The organism is Lyngbya aestuarii BL J, from assembly GCF_000478195.2.
GTDB lineage: Bacteria > Cyanobacteriota > Cyanobacteriia > Cyanobacteriales > Microcoleaceae > Capilliphycus > Capilliphycus aestuarii.
The window spans coordinates 35,007-61,802 of record NZ_AUZM01000019.1; the positions used below are offsets into that span (position 1 = coordinate 35,007).

At 40.4% G+C, this 26,796-nt stretch carries 26 protein-coding genes and 1 pseudogene; 18 read left to right on the top strand and 9 right to left on the bottom strand.

Annotated features, from left to right (window positions below):
* Nucleotides 1–53: 53 nt before the first annotated feature.
* On the bottom strand, nucleotides 54–359 hold the full coding sequence (locus M595_RS10270; RefSeq protein WP_023066187.1) for a CRISPR-associated protein Csx3: 306 nt from the start codon (nucleotides 357–359) through the stop codon (nucleotides 54–56).
* 419 nt (nucleotides 360–778) lie between these two features.
* Here M595_RS10270 and M595_RS10275 point away from each other — a divergent pair, with 419 nt between their 5' ends.
* The gene (locus M595_RS10275; RefSeq protein ID WP_023066111.1) at nucleotides 779–979 is read left to right on the top strand and encodes a LuxR C-terminal-related transcriptional regulator; all 201 of its coding nucleotides are present in this window, start codon (nucleotides 779–781) and stop codon (nucleotides 977–979) included.
* A 71-nt stretch (nucleotides 980–1,050) separates the two neighbouring features.
* Here M595_RS10275 and M595_RS10280 read toward each other — a convergent pair.
* Together M595_RS10280 and M595_RS10285 are read right to left on the bottom strand one after the other, a co-directional pair.
* Nucleotides 1,051–2,838: pseudogene (locus tag M595_RS10280) on the bottom strand (iron uptake porin).
* Nucleotides 2,839–3,193: 355 nt separating this feature from the next.
* On the bottom strand, nucleotides 3,194–3,814 hold the full coding sequence (locus M595_RS10285; protein WP_023066116.1) for a hypothetical protein: 621 nt from the start codon (nucleotides 3,812–3,814) through the stop codon (nucleotides 3,194–3,196).
* 211 nt (nucleotides 3,815–4,025) lie between these two features.
* Between M595_RS10285 and M595_RS10290 the strand changes: the two genes are divergently transcribed.
* From M595_RS10290 to M595_RS10350, 13 genes are all read left to right on the top strand, one after another.
* The gene (locus M595_RS10290) at nucleotides 4,026–4,238 is read left to right on the top strand and encodes a CAB/ELIP/HLIP family chlorophyll-binding protein (RefSeq protein WP_023066165.1); all 213 of its coding nucleotides are present in this window, start codon (nucleotides 4,026–4,028) and stop codon (nucleotides 4,236–4,238) included.
* Nucleotides 4,239–4,631: 393 nt separating this feature from the next.
* Nucleotides 4,632–5,507, top strand: a complete 876-nt coding sequence (locus tag M595_RS10295; RefSeq protein WP_023066155.1) for a hypothetical protein — start codon at nucleotides 4,632–4,634, stop codon at nucleotides 5,505–5,507.
* 111 nt (nucleotides 5,508–5,618) lie between these two features.
* Entirely contained in the window at nucleotides 5,619–6,182 is a 564-nt protein-coding gene (locus tag M595_RS10300) for a carboxypeptidase-like regulatory domain-containing protein (protein WP_023066126.1), read from the top strand.
* 40 nt (nucleotides 6,183–6,222) lie between these two features.
* Nucleotides 6,223–6,867: a cobalt transporter CbiM gene (cbiM, locus tag M595_RS10305; RefSeq protein WP_023066101.1), complete on the top strand. Its 645-nt coding sequence runs from the start codon at nucleotides 6,223–6,225 to the stop codon at nucleotides 6,865–6,867.
* An 8-nt stretch (nucleotides 6,868–6,875) separates the two neighbouring features.
* A complete protein-coding gene (gene cbiQ / locus M595_RS10310; RefSeq protein WP_023066159.1) occupies nucleotides 6,876–7,640 on the top strand; it encodes a cobalt ECF transporter T component CbiQ in 765 nt (254 codons plus the stop codon).
* A gap of 38 nt (nucleotides 7,641–7,678) precedes the next feature.
* Nucleotides 7,679–8,449 carry an energy-coupling factor ABC transporter ATP-binding protein gene (locus M595_RS10315; RefSeq protein WP_023066186.1) on the top strand — a complete coding sequence of 257 codons (771 nt, stop codon included), beginning with the start codon at nucleotides 7,679–7,681 and terminating at the stop codon, nucleotides 8,447–8,449.
* 175 nt (nucleotides 8,450–8,624) lie between these two features.
* Nucleotides 8,625–9,050 (top strand): CAAD domain-containing protein, encoded by a 426-nt coding sequence (locus M595_RS10320; RefSeq protein ID WP_238987052.1) that lies wholly within the window; start codon nucleotides 8,625–8,627, stop codon nucleotides 9,048–9,050.
* Nucleotides 9,051–9,389: 339 nt separating this feature from the next.
* Nucleotides 9,390–10,661: a glycosyltransferase gene (locus M595_RS10325; protein ID WP_023066156.1), complete on the top strand. Its 1,272-nt coding sequence runs from the start codon at nucleotides 9,390–9,392 to the stop codon at nucleotides 10,659–10,661.
* Nucleotides 10,662–10,678: 17 nt separating this feature from the next.
* On the top strand, nucleotides 10,679–11,656 hold the full coding sequence (locus M595_RS10330; protein ID WP_023066184.1) for a sulfotransferase: 978 nt from the start codon (nucleotides 10,679–10,681) through the stop codon (nucleotides 11,654–11,656).
* 65 nt (nucleotides 11,657–11,721) lie between these two features.
* Nucleotides 11,722–12,522 carry a hypothetical protein gene (locus tag M595_RS10335; protein WP_238987053.1) on the top strand — a complete coding sequence of 267 codons (801 nt, stop codon included), beginning with the start codon at nucleotides 11,722–11,724 and terminating at the stop codon, nucleotides 12,520–12,522.
* 531 nt (nucleotides 12,523–13,053) lie between these two features.
* Nucleotides 13,054–13,839 carry a hypothetical protein gene (locus M595_RS10340; protein WP_023066122.1) on the top strand — a complete coding sequence of 262 codons (786 nt, stop codon included), beginning with the start codon at nucleotides 13,054–13,056 and terminating at the stop codon, nucleotides 13,837–13,839.
* A gap of 14 nt (nucleotides 13,840–13,853) precedes the next feature.
* Nucleotides 13,854–14,549: a hypothetical protein gene (locus M595_RS10345; RefSeq protein ID WP_023066132.1), complete on the top strand. Its 696-nt coding sequence runs from the start codon at nucleotides 13,854–13,856 to the stop codon at nucleotides 14,547–14,549.
* Between the two features lie 3 nt (nucleotides 14,550–14,552).
* Entirely contained in the window at nucleotides 14,553–15,512 is a 960-nt protein-coding gene (locus tag M595_RS10350; protein WP_023066113.1) for an ATP-grasp domain-containing protein, read from the top strand.
* Nucleotides 15,513–15,541: 29 nt separating this feature from the next.
* Here the strand turns inward: M595_RS10350 and M595_RS31110 are convergent, their stop codons facing one another.
* The 6 genes from M595_RS31110 to M595_RS10375 all read right to left on the bottom strand — a co-directional run bounded on the left by M595_RS31110 (nucleotide 15,542) and on the right by M595_RS10375 (nucleotide 21,450).
* Nucleotides 15,542–15,715: a hypothetical protein gene (locus M595_RS31110; protein ID WP_023066109.1), complete on the bottom strand. Its 174-nt coding sequence runs from the start codon at nucleotides 15,713–15,715 to the stop codon at nucleotides 15,542–15,544.
* Between the two features lie 264 nt (nucleotides 15,716–15,979).
* Nucleotides 15,980–17,470: a dolichyl-phosphate-mannose--protein mannosyltransferase gene (locus M595_RS10355; RefSeq protein WP_023066105.1), complete on the bottom strand. Its 1,491-nt coding sequence runs from the start codon at nucleotides 17,468–17,470 to the stop codon at nucleotides 15,980–15,982.
* 21 nt (nucleotides 17,471–17,491) lie between these two features.
* Entirely contained in the window at nucleotides 17,492–18,499 is a 1,008-nt protein-coding gene (locus M595_RS10360; protein WP_023066130.1) for a YhdH/YhfP family quinone oxidoreductase, read from the bottom strand.
* Nucleotides 18,500–18,566: 67 nt separating this feature from the next.
* Complete coding sequence (locus M595_RS10365) at nucleotides 18,567–19,178, bottom strand: DUF3318 domain-containing protein (protein WP_023066096.1); 612 nt, start codon at nucleotides 19,176–19,178, stop codon at nucleotides 18,567–18,569.
* 109 nt (nucleotides 19,179–19,287) lie between these two features.
* A complete protein-coding gene (locus M595_RS10370; protein WP_023066125.1) occupies nucleotides 19,288–19,989 on the bottom strand; it encodes a hypothetical protein in 702 nt (233 codons plus the stop codon).
* Between the two features lie 27 nt (nucleotides 19,990–20,016).
* On the bottom strand, nucleotides 20,017–21,450 hold the full coding sequence (locus tag M595_RS10375) for a NupC/NupG family nucleoside CNT transporter (protein WP_023066103.1): 1,434 nt from the start codon (nucleotides 21,448–21,450) through the stop codon (nucleotides 20,017–20,019).
* A 244-nt stretch (nucleotides 21,451–21,694) separates the two neighbouring features.
* Between M595_RS10375 and M595_RS10380 the strand changes: the two genes are divergently transcribed.
* The 4 genes from M595_RS10380 to M595_RS10395 all read left to right on the top strand — a co-directional run bounded on the left by M595_RS10380 (nucleotide 21,695) and on the right by M595_RS10395 (nucleotide 26,684).
* Nucleotides 21,695–21,961, top strand: a complete 267-nt coding sequence (locus tag M595_RS10380) for a hypothetical protein (RefSeq protein ID WP_009786168.1) — start codon at nucleotides 21,695–21,697, stop codon at nucleotides 21,959–21,961.
* A 452-nt stretch (nucleotides 21,962–22,413) separates the two neighbouring features.
* Nucleotides 22,414–23,271, top strand: a complete 858-nt coding sequence (locus M595_RS31115; protein ID WP_161809816.1) for a glycoside hydrolase family protein — start codon at nucleotides 22,414–22,416, stop codon at nucleotides 23,269–23,271.
* 47 nt (nucleotides 23,272–23,318) lie between these two features.
* On the top strand, nucleotides 23,319–24,422 hold the full coding sequence (locus M595_RS10390; RefSeq protein WP_023066127.1) for a C39 family peptidase: 1,104 nt from the start codon (nucleotides 23,319–23,321) through the stop codon (nucleotides 24,420–24,422).
* Nucleotides 24,423–24,572: 150 nt separating this feature from the next.
* Nucleotides 24,573–26,684: a caspase family protein gene (locus M595_RS10395; protein ID WP_023066147.1), complete on the top strand. Its 2,112-nt coding sequence runs from the start codon at nucleotides 24,573–24,575 to the stop codon at nucleotides 26,682–26,684.
* Nucleotides 26,685–26,796 lie beyond the last annotated feature (112 nt).

Sequence of the window (26,796 nt, forward strand, 5' to 3'; positions counted from 1 at the left end):
TTAATACCATTGAAAACTGTAGTACATTATATTACTTTTTGTCAAACCCAACTTTAATCAATACAATCTCCCAGTTTATAATTTGGATTATGAGTAATGGAAATGACGTATTTTCCCATTTTTGGGTCAAACACCCCAACAGCGCCGAATAAATGACTAACTTTGTGGGCGAGAGTCATCGCAACAGGCAGACTACAAGGGTCATTAACCCTCAACAATTCCCCGCCTTTCAGTTCTCCGGTTTTCGACATTTCCTCTAAACGCGCTGCTGCATCCCGCACTATTTGGTCGTTTTGGGCTGGATCTCCGAACCCAATTTGTAAAACACCATCAATCATTTGAATGTTGTAGGTTGTCATCTCAATTTCTCCTGTAACTATTTTGAATCTTACCTGGCGTTGGAAGATGGTATTTCCAAGCCCCGATAAAAGAAGAATGTGAAGCTTTCTGGTACATGAAGTGAGTGAGTAAGTGGCTTCGACTCCTGCAATTGTGATCAAAACTGAAGGGTATTTTCCATCCTTTTAGCGGAAGGACACCTTTTTTTTGAGATGATGGAGGAATTATACTGACGAGTAATACCGAAAAATTAGGGTTTTTTTATTGATAATTCTACTTAATCCGACAAAAGTTACAGGAGAGATGCTTTTCCAACGTTGGAAAGTTTTTATTCCAATGATTTATAAGTTACTAAAAATACTTCCACATTTCAGTATTTTCCCGGTAGCCATTTGCCCAAAAACGGATAACAATAGTAGTATCGAGTGGAAAAAGAATTATGCAAGGACATCGTAGAATTGAACTCACACCCAGAGAACAAGAGGTTTATGATCTGCTACAGCAAGGGCTGAAGCATAAAGAAATTGCCGAAAAGCTGGGTATCTCTCTCCAACGAGTGGGAGCTTTGCACAAAAATTTGAGATTGAGAATTCTCAACAAGCAAGAAATGCGTAAACCTTTTTGCTCCGAAAATTGCTAGAAAGATTATTTTCAAATTCAGTTGTCGGGGTGTAGCACTTACACCCCCTAAAATTATGCTGGATTCAGGTTTTAAAACTGAAACAAAGTTCGTAATACTCCGACAAAAATAGTGTCATTGCGACTATCATGCTCGGGATCAGTGATGAGATAAAATCCGGGTGTAATGCCAATATATTCATTGATTTGAAACCGATAAAAGGTCTCAATGTGAATTGAAGTATCATCATCTTCTTCTAAATCATCAATACTGTGATCAACGACTTTGGGTGGCATTCCCACTACAACCCCGAGCATATCTCCCTCTTTTAATAAGTCAGGAAATGCTAGCGTTGTCGCCCAGTTAATGACAGTTGCATTATCGTCTCCGCCCTGTTTTTGATCAGCCCAAGTCGAACCAAACCAACCCCCAAATTCAAAATTATCAAACACTCGCCAGTTAAACTGAAAGCCTAAGTTATCGCTTGTTGTCGCACTATCTCCAAAGGGTTTATTTGCGATAAAACTCCCTGTTCCACCCCCAACAAAAACTTCATCAGGATTAAAGTATCTACGGTTATAATCAACCGCAAAGACTAAATTTTCAGTAGGTTGATAAATCAATTGAGCGCTCGCATTAAACGCCCCATTAAATCAACCGAATCCTTCCTCGGGATTTGCCGCATCATTGGCTAAATAACTAACATTTAATTGGAACTGATCATTAAATGTATATTTCAACGCAGCTCCCGTTCCTTGGGGGCCTCTAAACGTTGTCGGATTATAACGAGCAAAGGCAGAAATAACTCCTGTTGTTTCCTCAGAGATAGGACTCAGGGGATCTTGAACATCATCTAGATCGAGACTTTTTGCTCCAAAATAAACTTCTCCTTTTCCTCCTAAAACGGGAAATACATAAAATAAATCATCGAGTTCAAACCCATCACTCACGCCATCATCTACACTTGGAATCGTCATCAAAGTATTCGTGAGTTCGGGTGAAGTTAAATCATTAACATCAGAAGCTTGTAGCCGGGTTATTAGTAAATCTTCGCCTGTAAAACTGGTTTCAAAATCTAAACGTACCCGATACCCGAAAAAGGCTTGTGTCGGATCATCATTATCTTCAACATTCGGCCCGCCTGCTATGGTATACTGGGCGCGATCGCCAAATGTATCGGAGATCCAAAAAATGACTTCACCTGCAAGTTTTGTGGTTGTTGAAAATTGATTGGCTTCGAGTTCCGCACTTCGGGCTTCTAAAACAGTAACTCTTCCCCGTAATGCTGCCAATTCTGCGGCGAATTCTTCCATTAACCGTTGTAATTTAGCTAAGTCTTCTCGGGTGACTAAATCGGCGGTAGAGGCGTTAATCAGCTCGTTAATTCGTTCTAAACAAGCGTTTATCCCTGCGGCGAATTCGTAACGGGTTAAGGCTCGATTTCCTTTATAGGTTCCGTCTGGATATCCGGCGATACAACCATAACGCTCAACTAAAGATTGTAAGGCTTGAAAGGCCCAGTCTGTCGGTTGAACATCAGACAGTTGGGAAACCGATGTAACTTGCTGCTTTTTGCGGGAATTTCGCCCTTCTTGAAAGTATTGATTGAGTTGAGTTTGAGACTCTCCCTCAACCGAGTCGGGTTCAACTTCTCCAAAACCATTGTGAGGGTTAACTGGAACTTGAGCAAAAGATTGATCTAAATCTGATAGTTGATAGTTTGTTGCAAAATCAACTTTTCTTGTTCTTTCATCTGAAGCGTCAGATATTATCTCTTGCTCGGATTGTAACTCAACTGCGATCGCAGAAAACGTTCCGAGTGAACACGAAATTAAAACGCTCTGACTCAAGGCTAGAGCATTGCACACCTGTTTTAACATCTTTTCCTCACACCGATAAAATTGACAACTTCCGATCTTTCAAGAAAGGTGACTCACCAATCTTGACGGCGAATTAATTTTCTATTTATTGCAATTTAACTTTGATACTTTAGATGAGAATCTAATTTTCCGCAATGGGAGGGGGGAGGATATTCGTTGACAGAGATTGATCAAAGTTAATTATTTCTAGGTTCAAATTAGATTATGATTATCTATAAAAAATCTCAAATTATATTCAAAAAAAATAAGAAAAGCCTCTGTTTTGCTTGCGGTTGTCGCTTGCATAGGCTTTTCCAAAAAGTCTTAAATTTTAAAATGATTAGAAATGCTTCAGAGTTCTATTCTGTGAATAAAATTAAAAGTATTTGTCTTGTTGAAGATTACGAGGTTGAACCTCTAGTATCCCAGTGTCACTGAAAATTACTTCAAATTCAGCAAAATTAACCGTCGCATTTTCTGAACCAGCCAGACTATCGGGTTGAATTAATTCCGGAAGCGGTGTATTTTCCAGATTATCTTGGGCAATTGTGTTAATGGGAGCATAAGCGGTGATCGCTCCAGTTTCATCAACACGAACGATATAAATAGAAGTTTGAGTAACTGGAATTGTCCAGGTTTGATCTAGAGTTTGAAAAAGCTGCCGTTCTAAACGATTTGACTGAGCAGAATCCGTAATTTTTTTAGGGATGTCTACCTCTGCTTCCGTATTTTTTTTAGGGATGTCTACCTTTGCTGAAGAAGGTGTCTTTACATTCGGTTTAGCCGGCTCTTTGGAGAGAGAAAATGTTTCGAGATCTTCTAGCTTCGGGGAAGTATAGTTTCCAGAAACTATTGATAACGTTGTCGATGCACTCATCAGCAACACAACAGCTAGGGTAATAATTGTGGGAGAGGCTTTAGATTCGAGGGATTCTTCCTCCTCTTGTAACGCTGATTTAGGGTTGAGAGAACAATGCCCTGGTTGGTTTGTGTTCATTGTGCGACTTGAGTTTACTGAACTGGAAAAGATGAATTATATTTCTAGGATAACTCCACTTTCAGGACATTTGTTGCTTGAGATTTTTGATCACTGTAAATCAGGCTAACCATACAGCTTACTATAAAAAAAAAATTATGTCAAACTACTTTACAAAAGTTTATAATATGTTACATTTAGATACAGATAGAAAAAATTTTAGGAGAAAAATATGACAACTCGTGGTTATAGCGTCGAAGAAGGTGGTCGTCTGAACAATTTTGCAGTTGAACCGAAAATGTATGTTGATGACACCCCCAAAACAGGCTTCACTCAGTACGCCGAGAAGCTGAATGGACGTTTAGCAATGATTGGGTTTGTCTCCTTAATTAGTTTAGAAGCAGTGACTGGACAAGGAATTGTCAGTTGGTTAACAAGCCTGTAAACGCTCTGTGATGACACGCAGATGAACACTCATCGTCTTAACTGGGGGGGTTATCAGTCGCTGTGATCTCGAACTCAAGAAATGAGTCTAGTCGCACGACCCCCCTTTGGAGAGAGTGAAAGAGACTCAAAGCTATTCTGAATAGATATCAGTATCAAAAAGTAGCAGTAGCTGATTAAAAAATAGAAGTTATTTTAACTTGTACTCAGAAAAAAGTAAATTTCTGAGCTATTTTTATGAAAAAAATCCTTTGAGTGGCAATTCTTGATATTAATGTTTAAAATATTCAAGAGTTTTAGTCAATAATTCTTGAAAATGCCCCTAGAGGGGATTGTCAAGTTTTACCTAAACTTGTTTCCTATAGTTAAGAACGTTCGTAATCTGGCATCAGGGATGAAAAAACAGTTAGTAACCTTTGGAAGTCTCATCTTTTTAGTATCAGGAGTCCTTTGGGGTTGTTCTCAAACACAGACTCCAGAAGCTGAACAAACTCAAATCGGATCTGCTCCGGAAACTTTGCCTCCTACAGGCGAAGTCGGTACAATGCAATTTCGGGCCAATGGAGAAGATTTTGTTCGCCAGGGTTTTGTCACCAAAGACGGTTGGCAAGTCAATTTCGATCATATTTATGTCAACTTTTCAGACGCCAAAGCTTACGAAACCTTTACCCCCTACGATGCAGAAGCAGGCGGCGACCCCCAAGCCAAACAAACCATTAGTTTAGTGGTTGACAAAACCGTTGACTTAGCCGCAGGGCCAGAGGATGCGGAAACGATTTTTGTTAACGAAGTTCCGGCACCTCCGGGGCGATACAACGCTCTATCTTGGGAGATGGATCAAGCCGAAACCGGGCCTGCTGAAGGGTACACTATGGTTCTGCAAGGTACGGCCACCAAAGATGGTCAAACGGTACCTTTTACGCTGAAATTTGACCAAGAATTAGCTTTTGTTTGTGGAGATTTTGTCGGAGATGAGCGTAAAGGCATTCTGCAACCGGGAGAAACGGCACAATTAGAAGCGACTTTCCACTTTGATCATTTATTTGGAGATGGAGAAGCTCCCCCAGAAGATGAGATTAACACAGGTGCGTTAGGATTTGAACCCTTAGCAGAAGCGGCTCAAGGGGGTTCATTAGATGCCGATTTAGCCACCTTAGAACAACAACTTTCTTCAGAAGAATATCAGACTTTAATTGCAGTATTGCCGAGTTTGGGTCATGTCGGTGAAGGTCACTGTAAAGAAACCCAACTGACTGCTCAAAAGAATTGAGAAACGTGAGTAAAAGCTGAAATAAATTGAGGAATTCCGATTGAACAGCACAAAAAAACAAAGATGCAAGTCTAAGCTTATTGAGAAAACAAAACGCAGGCGAGAATGAATATGAAAGGTAAATTAATTCTGGGGCTAGTGCTATTTTCGAGTTTAGGTTCAAGTTTAGGGTGGTCAGAAAAAGTCTTAGCTCATGGCGTTCAAATTGAACATAGTGCCAGTCAAGCTATTGAGATTAATGCCAAATATGATACGGGTACACCCTTAGAAAATGCTCAAGTTACCGTTTATTCACCCGATGACCCGACAACACCTTGGAAGCAGGGAACAACGGACGAACAAGGTAATTTTGTGTTCACACCTGATCCCTCAAAAACCGGATATTGGGAAGTGAAAGTTCGACGAGCCGGACATGGAGGTTTAACGAGTATTCCAGTGGGAACCGAGACAAATAATGCTCAAGTTTCTGCTTCTTTACCCCCAGACAATCAAAATAATCAGACTTCTTTTTATTCCCAAACCAGTCAAGGGTTAAGTCCAATTCAGAAAGGGATAATGATCGGATCAGTTCTCTGGGGATGTGTAGGAACAGCTCTGTTTTTCTCTAAGTTTAACTTCAATCATTCATCGGATAAAAATACGTCCAATGTGAGACAACAAGAGTCTGAAGGCTGAATTAAAATTAGAGTGCTAAACAAATTGATAGTTTAATCTCATGCACATTTCAGAGGGAATTCTCCCGGCTAAGGTTTTGATAGGAGGATATGCGATCGCCGGTTTGGCGACGTGGTATTCTTTGAGGGAAATTAATAAACAAAAGAATCCAACAGAAGGAGTCCCAAAAGCGGCATTATTAACAGCTGCATTTTTTGTCTCCTCTAGTATTCATATTCCCATTCCTCCGGCGAGTGTTCATTTTGTTCTGAATGGTTTGTTAGGTGCTGTGTTAGGCTGTTATGCGTTTCCAGCGATCTTAATTGGTTTATTATTTCAAGCCGTTATGTTTGGACATGGAGGGCTGACAACATTAGGAATTAATGCGGTTATTATGGGTGTTCCGGCAATTATTGCGGCTCAAATTTTTCAATTCCGTTACAGTATTGGACACCGACTTAAACCCCATGTGTCCCTCAATCTTTTCGGATTTTTTGCAGGAGCAACAGGGTTAGGAATTGCTGCTTTATTATTTTTTGGACTCACGATTACAAATATTCCTTCAGATTTTGACGCTCAAACTGAACAAACTGCAATTTTTGGACTAATGTTGGCTCATATTCCGTTAATGGGAATTGAAGGGATTTTTACAGCGATGGTGGTTAGTTTTTTACAACGGGTTAAACCCGAACTTTTACCCAGTTAGGATAAAGCATGAGATTTGCACTGGATGAGTATGCACACCTCAAATCACCGATTCATCGTTGGAATCCGCAGTATAAACTGATCGGATTATTAACTTTAATGTTTGCATTTGCTACCGTTGAGGATTTGCGTTTACTTCCAGTGATCTCTACCCTCACTATTATTTTATATCTTTTGTCACGATTGCCGCTCTCTTTTTTACTGACTCGGTTACGCTATCCGGGGATTTTTCTATTTACAGTTGTCGCCATCTTACCTTTTTTTTCAGGTGAAACGGTGATCTGGCAATGGGGAATTATTACATTACGACAAGAGGGACTTTTAGCTGTTGTCTTAATTGTTTGTCGGTTTCTGGCGATTTTTATCACGGGTTTAGTTCTGTTTGGGACAAGTTCATTTTTAAACTTGATTAAAGCAATGCGATCGCTAGGTTTATCTCCGATTTTAGCCGATATGATGTTATTATCCTATCGCTATTTATTTGAACTGGCTTATCAACTCAATACCATGCAACGATCTACCCGACTACGAGGCTTTAAACCGACTCAATTCAGTTGGCGAAATTTACAAGTTTATGCCGCTTTAGCTGGAAGTTTGCTAGTTCGTAGCTATCAACAATCTCAGGAGATTTATAAAGCGATGCAACTACGGGGCTATGGCACTTCGATGAAATCTCCCCAATCAAAACGTTCCATAGATGTTTACAGTGTGATCGCATTAATCATTACATTAGCAATCGCTATTGGACTAATTGGATTAGAGTTTTTATTATAAATTATTGGTAATCATTTCATTGAGAGGACTATCGAACTTTGAGCCAGACAACACCCGAACAAATTAATTCTTCTTCAACAGATTTGGTTGATAAAAATGGAATTATTGTTGAAGATTTAGTGTTTAGTTATCCCAATCAAAATCCTATTTTAGAGGAAATTTCCTTGACACTAAAGCCGGGAGAACAAATCGCCCTTTTAGGGAAAACCGGAACCGGAAAAAGTACCTTAATGGAAAATTTAGTTGGGTTAAAACAACCCAACTCCGGCAAAATTTGGATTCAAGGAATTTCTCTAGAACAAAAAAATTTATTTGAAGTGCGGCGTCAAATTGGGTTTGGTTTTCAAGAACCCAATGATCAGCTTTTTATGCCCACTATTTTAGAAGATGTGATTTTTGGGCCTTGTAACTACGGAGTTTCTCCAGAAGAAGCCACTGAACAAGCCCAGGAACTCTTAGCAGACTTTGGACTTGCAGATGTAACTAACCGTCCTGTACATGAACTTTCCGGGGGACAAAAACGGTTAGCCGCGTTAGCCGCAATATTAGCTTTAAACCCTTCTATTTTGATTTTAGATGAACCAACCAACGGCCTTGATCCCTGGTGGCGTCGTCATCTCGCCGAGATTTTACCCGAGTTACCCGTACAAGTGCTGTTAATTGCTTCTCACGATCTCAATTGGGTTAGGAGAGTTACCCAACGGGCAATGGTGCTACAACAGGGTAAAATTAGGGTAGATATGCCCACAGAACAATTGCTGCAAGATTCCTCGGTGTTGGAAAGCTGTGGCTTACCGTTAGATTATTGAGCCGATCTTGATTTTTCAATAGGTCATTATACTGATGTCCCATTTGAGAAGTTTACAATTAACGAAAATAAGTAGCAATGACAGCTAAAAGACTGCTACTCTTGTCTCTACTGCTAGCAGGAGAATGATTCTGCTGGTTTATCATGATGTTTTGATGTCATCTCAGGAGGCGAATATGCCCGATCCTAAAGTAGAAAGCACAACAACCCCAACTTCTGTCAATGTCAACACGACACCTGCTGATCCCTTGACGCAAGCTGCACTCGAAGAACAGACAACGACAACTCAGTTTGAGGAAATCAAAGCCAAAGTTCTTGAAGTTCTCGCTGAATTTCCGGCTTATGTCTCTGGTTTCTTTGAGGAATACCAAAAACCGATCATCACAATTTTGCTGATTATAGCAGCCATTGTGTCTCTCAGAGTATTGTTTGCGGTGATTGATGCGCTTAATGATATTCCTTTACTCGCACCAACATTTGAGTTGATTGGTATGGGATATTCGGCTTGGTTTATCTATCGGTATTTGTTGCGGGCTTCCAACCGTCAAGAACTGTCTCAAGAATTTCAAGCATTCTGGGAACAAATCAGCGGAAAAAAATAATCTCACCCGCATAATTTTTCTCAGGATTTGGACTCACAAACTCTATTGTAAATCTCCATCTCTAATTCGGGGTGGAGGTTTTTTACAGTCAGGAAATAAGGCAATTTTTTATCAAGAAAAAGTTATTACATTCGTTGGATATCTTCCGGTAATTCGTTTGATGAAAAGGCACTTGAATTATGAGGGATTCAGGAACTGCATCTGAAAATCTTTTTTGATTTCTGAATTGATTAATTAATAATTAGAATAGTTGACGAATTGGATAATCTATTGTATTCTTTTTTTAGAGGTCATTTATATAAATTTTATCTCTGATTTATTGTTATTCAATCAAACGATATGACTCATTTTGGTATTATTTGCCCCGCATCTACAGGTCATCTCAATACAATGTTACCCTTGGGTCAGGAACTTCAACGTCGGGGTCATCGTGTTACTGTGATTAATGTTCTAGATTCTCAAGAAAAAGTTCTCTCTGCCGGGTTAGAATTCAAAACAATTGGTGAGTCTGACTTTCCTCTAGGATCAACAACAGCATCTCTTCAAAAACTGGGAGAACTCAACGGTCTAGCTGCATTTCGGTATACTATTAATTTATTTAAAGAAAAGGCTGTATTAATCTTAGAAGAAGCCGCAAAAGCAATTCAAGAAATAGGTATAGAGTGTCTATTAGTTGATCAAGCTGAAGCACCAGGTGGAACAGTTGCAGAATTTCTCGATATTCCTTTTATTACAATTTGCAGTGCTGTTGTACTTAATCGAGATCCAAATGTTCCTCCATTTAACACCGTTTGGCCGTATAGTCCTTCTGTTGGGGCGCGTTTACGCAATCGCTTGGGATATTTTATATTAGGTCGTGTTGGGAAACCGATTCGAGAAGTCGTTTCAGAGTACCGTCGAGCCTGGAAATTACCTCCTCACACTCATCCGAACAACAATTATTCTAAACTTGCTCAAATCAGTCAACAGCCTGCTGAGTTGGAATTTCCTCGAAAAAATTTCCCCGCCTGGTTTCATTTTACAGGGCCTTATCATTATTCAAGTCGCCGAGAACCTGTTGCTTTTCCTTGGGAAAAATTAACTGATAAACCCCTCATTTATGCCTCGATGGGAACCGTGCAGAATCGCCTGGTTGAGGTTTTTCAAACCATTGCTTCTGCTTGTGAGGGATTAGAGGCTCAATTGGTTATTTCTTTGGGGGGTTCGGCATCGCCAGAGTCTCTGCCAAAGTTACCCGGAAGTCCTCTCGTTGTTGAGTATGCACCCCAGTTAGAACTGCTGCAAAAAGCCAGTTTAACCATTACTCACGCCGGGATGAATACAACTTTAGAATGCCTGAATAATGGAGTACCAATGGTGGCAATTCCAGTCGCAAATGATCAGCCTGGAGTAGCAGCAAGAATCGCTTGGGCGGGAGCGGGGGAGGTCGTCCCGTTGAAGAAGTTAAATGCTTCAAAACTGCGAGTTGCGGTTGAGAAGGTGTTCAAAGATGATTCCTACAAACAGAATGCTTTGAGACTCCAAGAGGCCATTAAACGAGCAGGAGGCGTTCAACGAGCAGCCGATATTATTGAACGGGCGGTATCTACGGGTAAACCCGTTTTAGCTTAAATAGGAAAATAGAGAATATGCAGTCTACTAACAATACTCTCAGTCTTGATCAACCTTACCTAGATCGACTAGCTGAGGTCAATTTTAATCCTATCTTTATTATGGGAGATCATCGGTCAGGGACAACTTTACTATACAAAACATTAGCAGCGACCGAATGCTTTAATTTTGTCAAAGCGTATCACATCATCAAGTACGATGAGATTTTGTCTAATTATATTTACAAAAAAGAAAATCAAGCGATTCAAGAATTAGAGGAACTTTTTAAATCTTTGGGGATAAGTGATCGCAAAATTGATCAAGTAGTAGCGACTCCAAATTTACCTGAAGAATATGGATTTATTCTCAAAAATGTTGCTGGAGATGAGTCTTCTATTACTCCTAAAAACCTCCCTATTTTTCAACAGTTGTGCCGCAAAATTCAATTAACATCAGATCCAGATAAACCTCTGTTACTCAAAAATCCTTGGGATATGCCCCAATTTATGGATGTCAAGAGTATTTTCCCAGCAGCTAAGTTTATTTTCATTCATCGTTACCCCATTCACATTATTAATTCAAAATTAAAAGCAGTACGCCTCATGTTATCTATCAGGGGCGCATACACTGCTTTAATTTCCAGACGTTACCGAAAAATATACGATCAACCTATTCGACGTTTAATCTACCAATTTTTATATTCATCATACTTTAACCTGGGATTAAAGCAAGTGACTAAAACCACGTCTCAATCAACCTCTTACTACTTAAATAATATTAGTTCATTACCGAGTATAGACTATCTTTCCATAACCTATGAAGAGTTTTGTAAAAATCCAAAAGCGATCATTTCCAAGATTCTAGGGTTTCTACAATTACAACCCAAGTCAACCTTAGATTATGAAAATTTAATCAAACCTCGCCCTGTGAAGTTATTACCGGAAGTAAAAAGTCAGTCTGATGAAATCTGTCACAAGCTACAAGCCTACTTAACTTACCATGGTTATGACACCTAAGCCCTAACTAGAGGCAATTTGAAGAACTTGCTAATCTTGAGGATGCTAACCTTAAATTTTGAATGATGGTTTCACAACTACCCCAATCCGAACAAGTTCATCAAGCTTTAGCAGAAATTACAGCCTTTGAACAGTCAAAAGTTCCCGGTGTTTGGCGAGGACTGGATAAAAACCAACTCATAGTACAATTGCGATCGCGTATTAATAATCCTCTCACATTAAACCAAGGAAGTCAACCCTTTTGTGGGCCGGCTGTGATTATTTTTGAACTGATTCGTCGTGATCCTTTGTCTTATGTAAAAATTTGTCGTAATCTATTTCAAATTGGCGGATTTCATACTCAGAATGGAACTTGGATTTCTGCATCTGAAAATTTGCTAAATGGTGAAGGAAATTATAGAATGCCGCAAGTTGACTGGATGATCTTATCAATCTTAAGAGAGTCAGAAAATTTAATGGTTCCGATTCATCCCAATACATCGGATATTGTTCGTAATGTGGGCGGAATGACGAAATCTTGGGAAATTGCCAAATGGGTGAAAGAGATTTTAGGATATCAAAAAATTCAATATAAAAATACTTATCTATTTGGAGATTTGGAAGCCATGCAAGATGTTTCTGAGGCGTTAAATCTAGGGGGTGTTGCTTTAGCTTTGATTAACGACGGAGGGTTACTCAGAAATCAACCGCCACGCATTCCTTATCCGAGTCATTGGGTATCAATTTTAGGTAATATTGTCGTTCAATCTAAAAGTTCTGTTCTGTTTGAGGTTTATACTTGGGCAAAAAAAATGCAAGTTCAGGTGGATGAAGTTACGTTTAAAACCCATTTTTGGGGAGTAGTGATCGGAAAAACTACTAGATAAACCTTGTAGGGGTGTAAGGCTTACGTCTCATTAAGAATGACATTTTGACAGACTTCTCTTTGTTGAGGATAAGGTTAAGAGATGCTTCACGATGTTCAGCAAGACAGGAAAATAATTGGTTTTGAAGATGAAGTTAAGAGATGCTTCACGATGTTCAGCAAGACATGAAAATAATTGGTTTTGAAGATGAAGTTAAGAGATGCTTCACGATGTTCAGCAAGACATGAAAATAATTGGTTTTGAAGATGAAGTTAAGAGATGCTTCACGATGTTCAGCAAGACATGAAAATAATTGGTTTTGAAGATGATATAAAAAATGCTTTCCTGGGTTATAGATGATCTTTCCGGAAAGTTTCATATCCCTCGAACGGAGTAACTCAAATTGGTGACACCTAAAACAGCGACTTTTCAATACCTATACAAACTCGTTAAAGTTGGAAACAAGAACGAGATATTACTTCGGTTCAATTTCAACGAACAGACAAAAATATCTTGAACTAGCTCATCTAACACAAAGTTTTAAGGAATTATATGCTCGTTTCAACATTTGAGTTACTGTTAAAACCCATTACTCCGGTTGAGGGTAATGTTCCCGGATCAGCCCGTACTGTTTTGCAAGGTTATTTCCTAACCATTGCTAATCCTAATAATACCCCTTTACGACTGAGACTGCGGTTTTCTGCAACAACGCCTAATCTAAATTTAGATGATACAATCACCATTCGAGATGTTGTCGGTAATAATGTTTTTGGTGACTTAGTTCCCACTGCTGATCCCCGGAAATTCAACTATGATATTTCAATTCCCGCTCACGATACCGCTTTAGTTATTTTACAACCCGACATCACTAAACTCAATCCTGATAGGGATCAATTAGAAATTCGGGGTTATGTAGAAATATTTTTACAAGGACGCTTCGGAAATTTCCAACGTTTCAATGTCTTAATTACGCCTGAACATCGCGGTACTTTTGTTAACAAAGGTGTGATGAACTTGTCTGAGTTTGATCAACTGGTTTATAGCCTTCCGACTGCAACCGGAAGCAGTTTGTTTGAACTCACTAGCCGAGGCAAAAGCTTCAAAGAAATAAAACCAGAAATCAAAGAAATTCCTGATATCAAAGTTCGGGAAATTCCAGACATTAACAAACCCAATCCCGATAATATTACGATTCCCAATCCTGAAATTCAAGAAACATTGGGTTTAATGGCTCAAACCATTGATAATATTCAACAACGTCTCGAACAAAATGGGGAAGCTTTTATCTCTCCTGATGAACGTCCGGCTGTTGGAGATCAAGTCCTAAACGAAGTCTAAAAAGGAGGCGAGTAGTGCTGATTGTATTAGCTAGTTGTTACGATGAGGCTGCTCGCTTTTGGGTGGAAAATTGGACAGATGGAGATGTGACGTTACTCACTCCAGAGGATTTATCAAAAAGTGGGTGGCGTCATTATCTCGGAAGTCTTCAAGACTCAACAGCAGTCATCAGAGATCAAGTGATTTCTGTCGAACAAATTACCGGAGTTTTAACTCGTTTACCCTGTGTATTTGAACAAGAACTCTTGAGTATTGTTGAGACGGATCGCCCGTATGTGGCGGCTGAAATGACAGCCTTTTTAGGGTCTTGGTTGGCTGATCTTTCCTGTCCAATCCTGAACAAACCAACACCGATTTGTTTAATGGGTACGAATTGGCGACCTCAACAGTGGATTTATGCAGCTTCTCAAGTGGGAATGTCTGTAGAAACTCACCATCAATATATTAGCTTAAAAACTGAACCTAAACAAGCCCAAATTCCTTCAGAGCGAGTTAGTGTAACAGTAATTGGCGATCGCTATATTGGTAAAGTTGATCCAATTTTAGGAAATCAAGCGAAAAAACTTGCTGAATTTGCAGGTGTTGAGTTGTTAGTTGTTCATTATAATCGCCCGGAAGCAGATGCCCATTTTCTCAGTGCAGATTTCTGGCCGGATCTCAAATCTTCGGAGATTACCACTGCCATTTTAGAATACTTTAGCGAGATGTAATTTATGTTGACTCTACTGTGGGGATTACCCGGAGATTCACCTTTGTATACTGTTTATCAAGAGTTGAATTATCTGGGTTTTCCAACGGTATTTTTAGACCAACGGGAGATTGCCCACATTGAAATTTCCCTCTCTGTCGGAAGCACAATTGCAGGTGAAATTTGTACACCTAACTTCAAAATTGATCTCAATCAAGTTACAGGTGTCTATTTGCGTCCCTACGAGTCTCGCCGTCTTCCGATTGTTGTCGAAGCAGGTTCTAATAGTCGAATTTGGCAACACGCCGCAGCAGTTGATGATGCGTTACTTTCTTGGGTAGAAATGACCTCTGCATTGGTTTTAAACCGTCCCAGTGCAATGGCTTCTAATAATTCTAAACCCTACCAATTACAAAAGATTCGTCAAGCAGGTTTTCTTGTTCCTGATACTCTTGTAACAACCGATTCTGATGCAGTTCATAAGTTTTGGAAACAGCATGGAAGTGTGATTTATAAGTCGATTAGTTCGACTCGGAGTAAGGTTTCTCGTCTGAGTCCTGAACATCACAAACGTCTGGCTAATGTTGCTTGGTGTCCGACTCAATTTCAACAATATATTCCCGGACAAGATTATCGGGTTCATGTGGTGGGTGAGGCGGTTTTTGCCTGTGCGATCGCATCAACTGCGGATGATTATCGCTATCCCGGTGATACAACGGATTATCCTCAATTAAAAAGTGATATTTTACCCCTAGAAATTGAACAGCGATGCCGACAACTCGCTTCCACCCTGAAACTTCCTCTAGCGGGTATTGATTTACGGAAAACTGATGATGGCGAATGGTATTGTTTTGAGGTTAATCCGTCGCCGGGATATACATTTTATCAGCAAGAAACTCATCAACCGATCAGTTTAGCGATCGCACAGTTACTCACTCAACAACAGCCACAAACGTTGGGAAAGGTAAACAGTATAATTGGTTAACCTCGCCCCGTTTTAGGCAACAGAACTTTTTATTGGGGTGTATCTTCCTTGGATTGAGGAGATTTCTTCGCTGTTGTTAAACCCGCCATTGACCAAGTGAGGCTGACCATAAATGCTTTTGCAAGTGCATTGATTTCTTGGGTTTCCTCTTTTAAGTTGTCTTCGGATTTAGAGGTCAAATTTTTGTTTGTGTTGTCTTCCATGATTGTTGTCTCCTCGCTTCTAACTTGATCTTTATCTTAATTTAGTATTATCACCTGCAATTATTAATTTTGCCGTGATAAACTGGGTTGGTTTTCGTGATTGACATCACTTTAATCTCCTTCAAGTCATTTAACTTTTATTCCGGAAATTCGGCGAGTTTTTTCAGAAGTTGAGGCGGTTCGGTTTCCCGATCTTTGTCCATTTTAGCCTAATTAAAATCCGACAATCAACCCTTGAAAAACATGATAAAAGTCTCGTTTTCTTTAGATCCAGCTTGAAAACCACATTCTGATTTTCCATTGTTCAGGAGAGAGGGGAAGACCCAAAAAAATAGGCATCCAAAAGACAAAACCGAGTAAAATCAAACCGAGTGCTGTTGCCCCAATCAAGCGTAAGTGAAAGAGATTACTCTGCAACCAGCGATCAATCCACCAAGCAAGTATGAGTCCCGCAAACACAAATGCACTCATATAATGATAGAGAAAAACACAGCGGGTGACAGTTATCCAAGGTGTCCAATTTGCTAACCAATTAACGAGTAAATAGAGTAATAGCCATAACTCGATTTTTGGCGGAAAAGATGTATAAGCATGAACTGAAGTTGTAGCTAAAATTGAGCGGTTCTTCTTTATTTTAACCCAAGCAATCATCCGTTCCCATAATACCCAAATTGTTAAAATAATGGCCAGAACAGAAAACCACCATAAGGGAGGATTTCCCATTGCATGAACATCATAAATAACGGGGGTAAAATTTGGGGGAGGAACAGTCGGATCAAGGTTGGTGAGGTGATCAATTCTTTCATAAAAATAGGCAAGTGGACGCAGCGTTAAGGGCCAAGTATACCAAGCCGCACAGTAGGGATGAATATCTGATCCATTTCCTAAAGTTTTGTGGTAGTTGAGGATTGTAGTTTGGAGTTCCCAGAGTCCCGGTTCAGGACTAATTTGGAGGTGTGGAATCCAAGCGATTAAGTAAAATAAAATTGGAATTACACCTAAACTTAACGCCAATTGTAGGATTGATAACTGGGTTAAATTTTCGAGGGGAGATTGAGGATATCCAAAAGTGGGGATATTTTCAGTAGAAGTCTTTGCAAATTGAATGATCCAAGCGATGATTAACAGTAAAACAATTCCTAAAATAAATCCTAAACCATTCCATTTCACCGCTACACTTGCACCAAAGCAGATTCCTGAACTGATTAACAGCAGCCATCGCTTGACTTTTGTGGCTTTCAATGAGAGTATAAATAGAAGTTGAGCAACTAACCCAAAAATGACAATATAAATATTATTAAGTGCGTAGCGAGATTCGACTAATAAAAAGCCATCGGTAGCAATTAACAACGTGGCGAGTAAAGTATAAGTTCGACGGGAAGTGAGTTGATAAATGATTGCCCCAGAAATAACAGGAATAAATGCACCCGTTAAAGCATTCATCCAACGATAACTCCAGGTTGAAAGGGTTGAACCTGCCAAATTATTAACTGTATCTTGACCAAAGGGTAAACGAGAACCGATCCAAATTCCAATCGCAATAATGTATTGACTTAAAGGCGGATGAGCGTTGAAAAAAGGAGTTTGTGTCAGATAATTGTTGGCAAATTTAGCGTAATAAACTTCATCAAAAACCAACAGATTAAATCGACTTAATCCCCAAAATCGTAACCCTAACGAGACGAGGAAAATAATAATCATTCCTAGTCTAAACCTAAACTGTGAGGAGTTCAAATATTGTTGATCTCGGGCCATAAGTGACGATCTCAATCAGAGTTAAGAGAACGTTTGATGTAAGTCAACGATAATGCGACCTTGCATTTTACCCTGAAGGATTTCTGAGATTTTTTCAGGTAACTGTGTGAGGGAAATTGTTGTTGCTAATTCTTCTAAATGAGTCGGTTTCCAAATTTTAGCAAGTTTTGACCAAATTTCCAACCGTTGAGACATCGAACATTGTACCGAATCTATTCCAATTAAACGCACACCCCGCAAAATAAACGGATAAACGGTTAAGTTTAAATCCGCTCCTGCAACCAAGCCACAAGCCGTTATACAACCGCCATATTGAGTTGATTTAATCGCCGTTGCTAACAGGTTTCCACCCACCGTATCAATCACTCCCGCCCAACGTCCTTTTAACATCGATTTGTCTGTGTTCTGATCAATTTCCGAGCGATTAATAATTGATTTTGCCCCTAACATTTTCAGGAAATCATGGCTGGTTGATTTTCCCGTTACCGCCACAACAGAGTAGCCTAATTTTGCTAAAATTGAAACCGCCAAACTGCCAACACCACCCGTTGAACCTGAGACTAAAATCTCTCCTAAATCTGGGGTAATTTCATGTTGAATTAACGCCTTAACACTCAAAGCCGCAGTCAATCCGGCTGTTCCCCAAATCATGCTTTCTTGTAAGCTTAATTCCGGGGGAAGCGGTACAACCCATTCAGCCGGAACTCGAATATATTCCGCAAAACCGCCCCAGGTATTCATCCCCAAATCATAACCCGTAACAATCACCGCATCATCAGGCTTAAATTGAGAAACCTGGCTACTAACCACAATTCCCGCCGCATCAATTCCGGGAATATGAGGAAATTGACGAGTTACACCTGGGTTTCCGGTCGCTGAGAGGGCATCTTTGTAATTTAAGCTAGAATAATGCACCCGAATTAAAACGTCTCCAGGGGGTAAATTTTCCCGGTTTAAGTCAACGACTTCTTGAGTAAAATTTTGGTCTGCGGTTTGAGTTACCCTTAAGGCTTTGAAGGTTGCTGACATGAAGTTTTTAAATACAGAATGATAGCTTTAAGAAGACTTAGACTTTAACTCAATCAAGATTTAATCATTAAGTTTTCTGTCGAATATTATCAGGAATAATAACCGGAGAAAGTTTGGCAATTGCCCGTAAATTTTGAGAGCGAATTAACTCCAGAAAATCCAAGCTTGTCCGATTTTCAATTTCGGCAACTCGTTCAATCGCTTGTAACAAAGCATGAGCGGCTTCCACTTCAGAATAACCTCGTCGTTGGGCGACACGAATTGCCATTTCATCGGCTTCTAATTCAACTTGAGAACTGCGGTTTGATTTCCAAATTTGAGCTAAACCCAAAGCGGCTAAACTCCCGGCTAACATCACTCCAACAGCATCTTGGTTAGAAATTTCAACGACAGTTCCCACAACTCCGGCTAAGACAACACCCTGATTAATATCCAGTTTAATCCAGCGAATATTAGACACCCAACTCACGGTTCTTAACAACAGCAAATCTCGTTGAGAGCGAGATAAATTTTGCCACAGGTCAAAGTTGATAAAAATTCGCCGCATGGGTTTCCAGGGAAGCGGAAATGGGCTGTCAATGACTGTTTTTTGTTGGGGTTTACTCACCAACTGAGTCATCATTCGACCAGAAGCAGGCATCAAGTCTAATAGGTGATAAATTTCAGCATCTTGGGTCATGGGTCATCTCAATTGTTAGTTTAGAGTTTGGAGTTTTCAGAGCAATGATTAATTTTTGCTGAACAGTTTGTTTCACGAACAACTCAGTTTACGGCTGATTTTGTGACGGTTAAATTGGTTTAAGAGTATCAGACAAAGCGGCAATTGCTGCGTCAATTTCTGTGGTTTTTTCTTCGGTTGCAGAGACTAATAACAGAAAAATATTATTACCACTTTGACGTACTAAAATCGTTCCTTGAATGGGTTGAGTTTTTGCCCCCATTTTTAAGGTTGCAGTCCAAGGAAGTCTAACCGAACCTGTCCCTAATTCTTGATAAGAATCGGGCTTAAATCCTTCACCTCGTTCAAAGGTTTCAATGGCAATTTGTGCTAAACTTGCATTCGGAATTTGTCGGTTACTTTCTCGGGTTTTAGCAACAACAGTATAGGCTAAATTGCCTTCGGGTGATTCAATTAACGGAAAGTTACCCACAAAACCAACATTATATCCCTCTAAAATCCCTATTTGAAATCGACCTTGAGGATCTTTATAGTTACTCTCGCTTAACGGTAGCGGTTGGACTTCGGGAGTTGGAGGCGTGAGTATCGGTGTAGGTGTGGGCGTGGGTGTAGGAGTTGGTGATGGCGAGGGAGAAGCCGCCGGGGAAGGGGAAGGTTTTGGCGTGGGAGAGGCTTGTTGGGCGTGAGTCGGTAAACCTATATTGACAACTGCAAAGGAAGATTTTATAACTTTTGAAGGTTGACCGATGAGGATTAAAATTAAAGTGGTAATTGTGGCGATCGCCATCCATGTAAGGCGGTTTTTTTTCATCGTTAAATTCCTGAGTAAAATGTAAGTTTATTTGCCAAATACCATCGGATTTCCAAAGTCAAATACACCCGCAATACACCCGGTCATTAATGTTGCTAAAGTTCCCGCCCATAATGCTTTTAAACCCAAAGCAGAGACTTCTGAACTGCGAGTCGGAATCAGAGAAGATAACCCCCCCACAAAGATACCGTAGGAGGCAAAATGAGTAAAACCACACAACACATAACTGACAATTAGCATTGCGCGATCGCTAATTCCACCAGTTGCATTCAGTTGGGCTAAAGCTTGATAAGGAGGAATATTCGTTTCGAGTAAACGTCTACCAATTAACACCGAAGCTTGCCAAAGTTCTGCCCAATTTAGCGAAACCCCAGTCAAAAATGTTAACGGTAAAAATAAAGCACCCAAAATATTTTGTAACGTAATCACCTGAAAAACATTGCCAAGCGGTTGCAGAATGATCACTTGACTATCAGCCAGACTTGCTAAGGAGGAAAACAGCAAGTTGATCAAAGCAACCATCCCCAAAATAGCAATTAATGCAGCGGCAATTCCCACCGCCATTTTAACCCCATCTAATGCACCCCCAATCAAGCTATCCATGGGATTTGGACGCTGTTCTAAATCTTCTTCGGGATCTTGGGGAACCCCACCCATTGTTTTTGGTTCTTCAGTTTCCGGAACGAGGAGTTTTGATAAGACGAAACAAGCCGGAATCGTCATAATAGATGCGGAAACTAAATGTCCGGTAATCGTTGGAAAAGTCGGACGTAAAAAGCCAGCATATAGGGCTAATACTGAAGACGCAATCGAACCAAAACAACTCGATAAAATTGCACAAAGTTCGCTGCGAGTCATATCCAGTAAGTAGGGTTTAATGGCAATGGCTGACTCAATCCCCACAAAAATATTAGCCGCACCTGCGAGAGATTCAGCCCCACTAATTCCCATTGTTTTTTGAAAAATTCGAGCAAAAAGCTGTACAATCGGTTGAATAATATTTAACCGATACAGCAAGCTGATCAAACCTGCAAAGAAAATCACCTGGGGTAAAGCTCGAAACGCCAGAATATAGGTAAATCCGGGGTTAATATTGTCCGGGCCAATGCGATCGCCAGGAACCGCAACATAAGGTGTACCGATAGCCCTGGCAATCCATCGACCAGCCGGCCCGGGACCCGCCGCAAAATTGGGATCACTCACCAAAACTGAATTTGGGCCACCAAATAGAAATCTAGCCCCCGCCTCCGACGCATCTAAAATAGCGTTGAGAAAGGTACTCAGTCCTTCAACCAGTTGAGGGCCAAACACAAACACGATCAACCCAATACATAATTGCAAGCCAATCCCCCAAGCAATTACTTTCCAGCGAATCACGCCTCTATTTTCAGATCCCAACCAGGCGATTGTACATAAGCCTGCAATTCCTAACAGAGATATCAAGTTCAACAATGGGTTCATACCATACAACCTCTCCAGCTAAGGGCATCTTGCCTTATAAAGGCTTCCATGACAAGCATATTAGCGATAAACGGACTCTAATGGATCTATCTTCTCAAGCTTGAGTAAGCCGATGAGGAGAAACCGAGGAGATAGAGGAAATCGAAAAAACTCCAAAATCCTAAATTCAACTCTTGCATTCCCAATCTTCCAAAATAAGCACACAATAGTAACAGTGTTTCTCACATGAGCCAATTTTTGACTAATGGATGCTTTTCAGCCAACCCCGCCTGCTTGGACTAATAATGCAATTCATGCTTTTGAATTTTGCTGTCCGAATTGTTCTGCAAATTCTTTAGAAGCACAACAAGTCTGGATTAATCGTCGTTCTCCGGTATATGGTGACAATCATCGTCGTAAATGGCAAGAATTTTATCAGTGTCAATGTGGGGGGACTTGGTGGGCTTGGAGTAGTGATCGCCCGCCTTCTAATCTTAAACCTCGTGATCAGGACTTGCCCATGGAAGATTGAAATTCAGAATAATCAATTTTTTACCCGGATTATCGGTCACATTTTGATCAAGATTAATAAATATCTCCACTAGCAACGACTGCAACTTTAAACCTTTCGTTGCTATTTTTAATTCTTACATATAGTAATATTACTTGATTTGTAAAAAATCAATCTATCTTCGCCCCCCCCATTTTGAGGATTTGGGGGCAATATCGTTGACAACTCATTTCTGATTGCTATAGATATCAATACTCACCTTTTTAAGATCATAAAGTTCGGGGATTCCCCGAAGGGGAACAAGTTCCCCTACTGCTCAAACTCAATACTGAAGCCGGATTCAGCCCGATTAATGCTCCCTTTGCTTCGGTGCAGTTTCTCTGACTATTCTAGAGCCATACCTCGAAAAAAGGTCACAAGCATCACTCCTTAACAGAATGAACTTGGAACGAGAAATATTAGGGTGAATTCAAATGATGCAAAGAATACTGAAGATTTTTGATGATTATCAAGTCGGTGAATTTGAAGGAAATCAACCCCTGCGAGTTGTAGATACTCAAGGAAAAGTGCAACTGTTAATCAAAGCGTTGCAGTTCACGTTGGCGGATAGTTTTATGATCGAACAAGCTGATTCAATTCCTCGCGGAGAAGTCCTTCCACCTCGCAGCAGCAGCCGAAAAATTAATAGGGAAGGAATTAAGCTGATTAAAGCCTTTGAAGGCGTTGAACTTGAAGCTTATCTCGATGCTGTTGGTGTGCCGACCATTGGTTATGGACATACGAAAGATGTGTTTTTAGGAATGACAATTACTCAAGCTGAAGCTGAGGAGTTATTACGCCAAGATATCGAAGAATTTGAAATCGCTGTTGAAGATGCGGTGCAAGTTGAAATTAATGATCATCAATTCTCAGCGTTAGTTTCATTTTGCTTTAACTTAGGAGCAAATTCATTATTTAAGTCAACTCTCCTCAAGTTTTTAAATGTAAGAAAACTGCAAGAAGCAAGCCTAGAATTTGCCCGTTGGAATAAAGCAGGAGGTCAGCCTTTACTGGGGTTAACCCGACGAAGAATGGCTGAACGAGCTTTGTTTTTAGGTAAACCTTGGCAACCTTTCCTTGAGTATGAACTCCTGCAATTAACTCAACCCAAAATTCAAAGCGAATACGTTCGTTATATTCAAAACGGACTGCAAAAAGCAGGATTTGATGTTCAAGCCAATGGCATTTTTGACTTTGAGACAGACAAAGCTATTAAACAATTTCAAGCACAGAAAGGTTTTGAAGCCGATGGAATAGTTGGGCCGATCACCGTCACCGCCTTGGGCTTGTAAAACCGACTCATCCGTTCAAATTGTACACAAAAATCACAACAAAAACCATGCAATACATCCTACATTTCAAAACGGACTCCTACCTGAAACGCTTTCCTTTTGCTCCCGAAAAACTCTCACCCGAATATCTCCTATTCTATAAAGCGGGCGACGAAATATCCATCAGCGACTACACGCCGAACTTACAAGGAAATCACATCCGGGTCATTTTAGAAAATGTTGATGTCCGTTCAGTTTCTCTCGAAGATATCGAGAAACAATACTATTGTTTGGCGAGTGAAGTCGAAATCTTTAACACAGAAGTTGCTCGCGGAAGTCGTGATGCTCAAAAATTTCCACCAACACTTCTACCCAAAGTCAATTTAAAGGTTCCTTTCCACACCCAACACAACAATCAACAGAATCCTAGCGGTGCTTGTAATGTGACTTGTATCGCCATGATCTTGAAATATTACGGGGTTGATTCTCGCACTCCAGACGATATTAATCGCAATGTTCAACTCGAAGATGTTCTTTATCTTAAAACAACTCAATGGGATAAAGAAAATGGATTTTATGGAAGTTCTCAAGCACGTCATCAACCCCTATTTTTGATGCGATTATTGCGGGAGTGGGGACAAAAATATGGTCAAGGTGCATTACAAAATTCCCATTTCAAAGAATTCGCGTCTGAAAATGACATCAAACAGCACATTGCTTCGGGAAATCCGGTCGTTATTCACGGTTATTTTACAAACTTTGGTCACATTATTGTTGTCAAGGGTTATGACGAGACAACTCGCGAATGGATTTGTAACGATCCGAACGGAAAATGGTTGGGATATCAAGGCGGATACGATAAAAATGCTAGCGGTGAAAATGTGCGTTATAGCTACGATAACGTTCGCGAAGTTTGTCATATTGGTGGCGGAATTTGGTGTCATTTTCCCATTCCTCGGGTGTTACGTTTGAAGCAACAATTAATGGAAGGACAGGACGTTATTCAAGTACAAACAGCATTGAAAAAACTCGGTTTCTCAGTAGAACCGAACGGAATATTTGACAAAAATACCGATAGCGCTGTTCAACAGTTTCAGCAAGAAAAAGACTTAACCGTTGATGGTGTTGTTGGCTCTAAAACTTGGGCTAGTTTATTTACCACTTCTGCATAAGCTGCTCTGATATTCTCCTATGTACTTATTGCTGAATGAGTCAATCTTTTTCTAGTAAACCTCAAAATATCTAGATGAATATCTGCTAATTTAGCAATTTTCTTGAACTCACACATAACTTAAACCAAACACTCACAAGGATAACGAGATATGACGACGACATCTACAACCAACCTTTACGCTTTACTGATCGGAATTGATTGCTATCTACCGAATAAATTACCTGAAGGTTCCTACGGAAGTTTAAAAGGATGTGTACGCGATATTAACCATGTAGAAGCTTTTCTGAAAAATCGACTACAAGTACCCGAAACTCACATTACCAAGCTAACAGCTTCTAATCTAAAAGGTTCCACAGAGCCATCGGAACCGAAAGACCAGTGGCCAACCTATGAAAATATGGTCGCCAAGTTTCAGGAAATTACAAAACAAGCTCAACCTCAAGACCAAGTTTATATTCACTACTCCGGTCACGGTGGACGCGCAGCGACCGTTTATCCTAATCTCAAAGGAGAAGATGGAATTGATGAGTCTCTCGTTCCGACAGATATTGGTAACTCAGAAGCTCGATATCTCCGGGACCTTGAGCTAGCAAAACTCCTGCAAAATATGGTCGATAAAGGCTTAGTGGTGACAGTCGCTCTCGATAGCTGTCATTCTGGAGGTGCGGCGCGGAAAATTGGAGAGAATTGCGATATTCGTCGAGCATCAGGGGGTGCTGTTGACACCACGCCACGACCAACAGAGAGTTTAGTTGCATCTCAAGAGGAACTGGTTCAAACCTGGCAAAGTTTGGCACAGAACAACCAAAATACTCGCAATGTTACCAGTAGTGGTTGGCTACCAGAACCCAAAGGCTACACTTTACTCGCGGCTTGTCGAGATAATGAGTATGCTTACGAGACTGATTTTGATGGCGAACGTCATGGAGCATTAACGTACTGGCTGTTAAGGTCTTTAGAGAAATTTGGAACCGGAGTTGCTGCCAAAACACTTCACAATCACATTTTTGGTAAAGTTCATACCCAGTTTGAAAAACAAACACCGATGTTGCAAGGAGAAAGCGATCGCAGTTTCTTCGGCAATAATTTCACGGACTCTGACTTAACTGTATCAGTCATCCAAGTTGATTCAGACCAAAAACAGATTCAGTTAGGTGCAGGTCAAGTTCAAGGTTTGCGTAAAGGTGCAAAATTTGCCATCTATCCAGCTACAGCAGATTTAACCCAGATTGATCGGCGAGTAGCACTAGCTGAAATTACACAACTCGGTGGGGGAAAATGCTGGGCAACGATTACTGAAATGTTGGGAGAGAGCAAAATAGAGGATATTGATTCCAGTGCTTGCGCTTTGCTGCTGCATCCTAATGTCCAACTTGTGCGTAAAGTCCGTTTATTACCACCACAAGAAATAGACCCTTCTACAGAAATCAATTCACAAGTTGCACTGCAAGCGATTGAGTCAGCAATGTCAGAAAGCAAGGGATGGGTTGAGTTAGTGTCTAGCGATGAAACGGTTGATTATCAGGTGTCTATTGCAGCAGATGAATATGTCATTTCCGATAGTGCAGGAGAGCCTGTAGCGAACTTGCGACCTGTTCTCAAAGTTAATGATTCAAATGCCGCAGTTAGTCTGGTTAAACGCTTGAAGCATTTGTCTAAATATCGCTCTACAATAGACCTGGATAATCATGATTCTATGTCTCCCCTACAAGGAAAAATCACAGTAGAACTCTGTGCATTACCCAACAATTACGAACCGGGCGAGAAGCTAGAATTACAACCCTTTAACGCGGTGGGTAACATCCCGACCCTTGATGTTAATCAATATGCTTGCCTGCGAATTCGCAATGAATCTCACCAAACCCTCAATATCACTGTACTTGCAATCCAGCCAGATTGGAGTATTGTCAAAGGCTATCCAAACGGTGCCGCTTTTCAACCCTTAGATAAGGGACGAGACATTCTGTGGCCGATTAAAACCAGTCTTCCGAATGGCTCTCAAGAAGGAATAGATATTTTGAAAGTTTTTGCCACCATCGATGGAACAAGCTTTGACTGGCTAGAACTACCTGCATTAGATCAACCCATTCAATCTAAAAATGCGGGAAAAGCAACCACTCCCCTCGCTAAGTTCTTAGCAACTTTTTTAGCCAGTGAAGATGCCCCTCCCACGAAAAATGTCAGCTCTGCCGCTTATGCAAGTGAAGAATGGACAACAGAACAGCTAACATTGGTGGTCAAAAAAGGTGTAAGTCGTTAAAAGGAACTCTGAAAGTTGTCTTGTCGCAAGTTTTGAGTTTAGGCGCATCTCAACTTATATTTCAAGCAAATTTTGTATTTTGAGATGCCCTTTTATTCCTGGAAATCAAGTC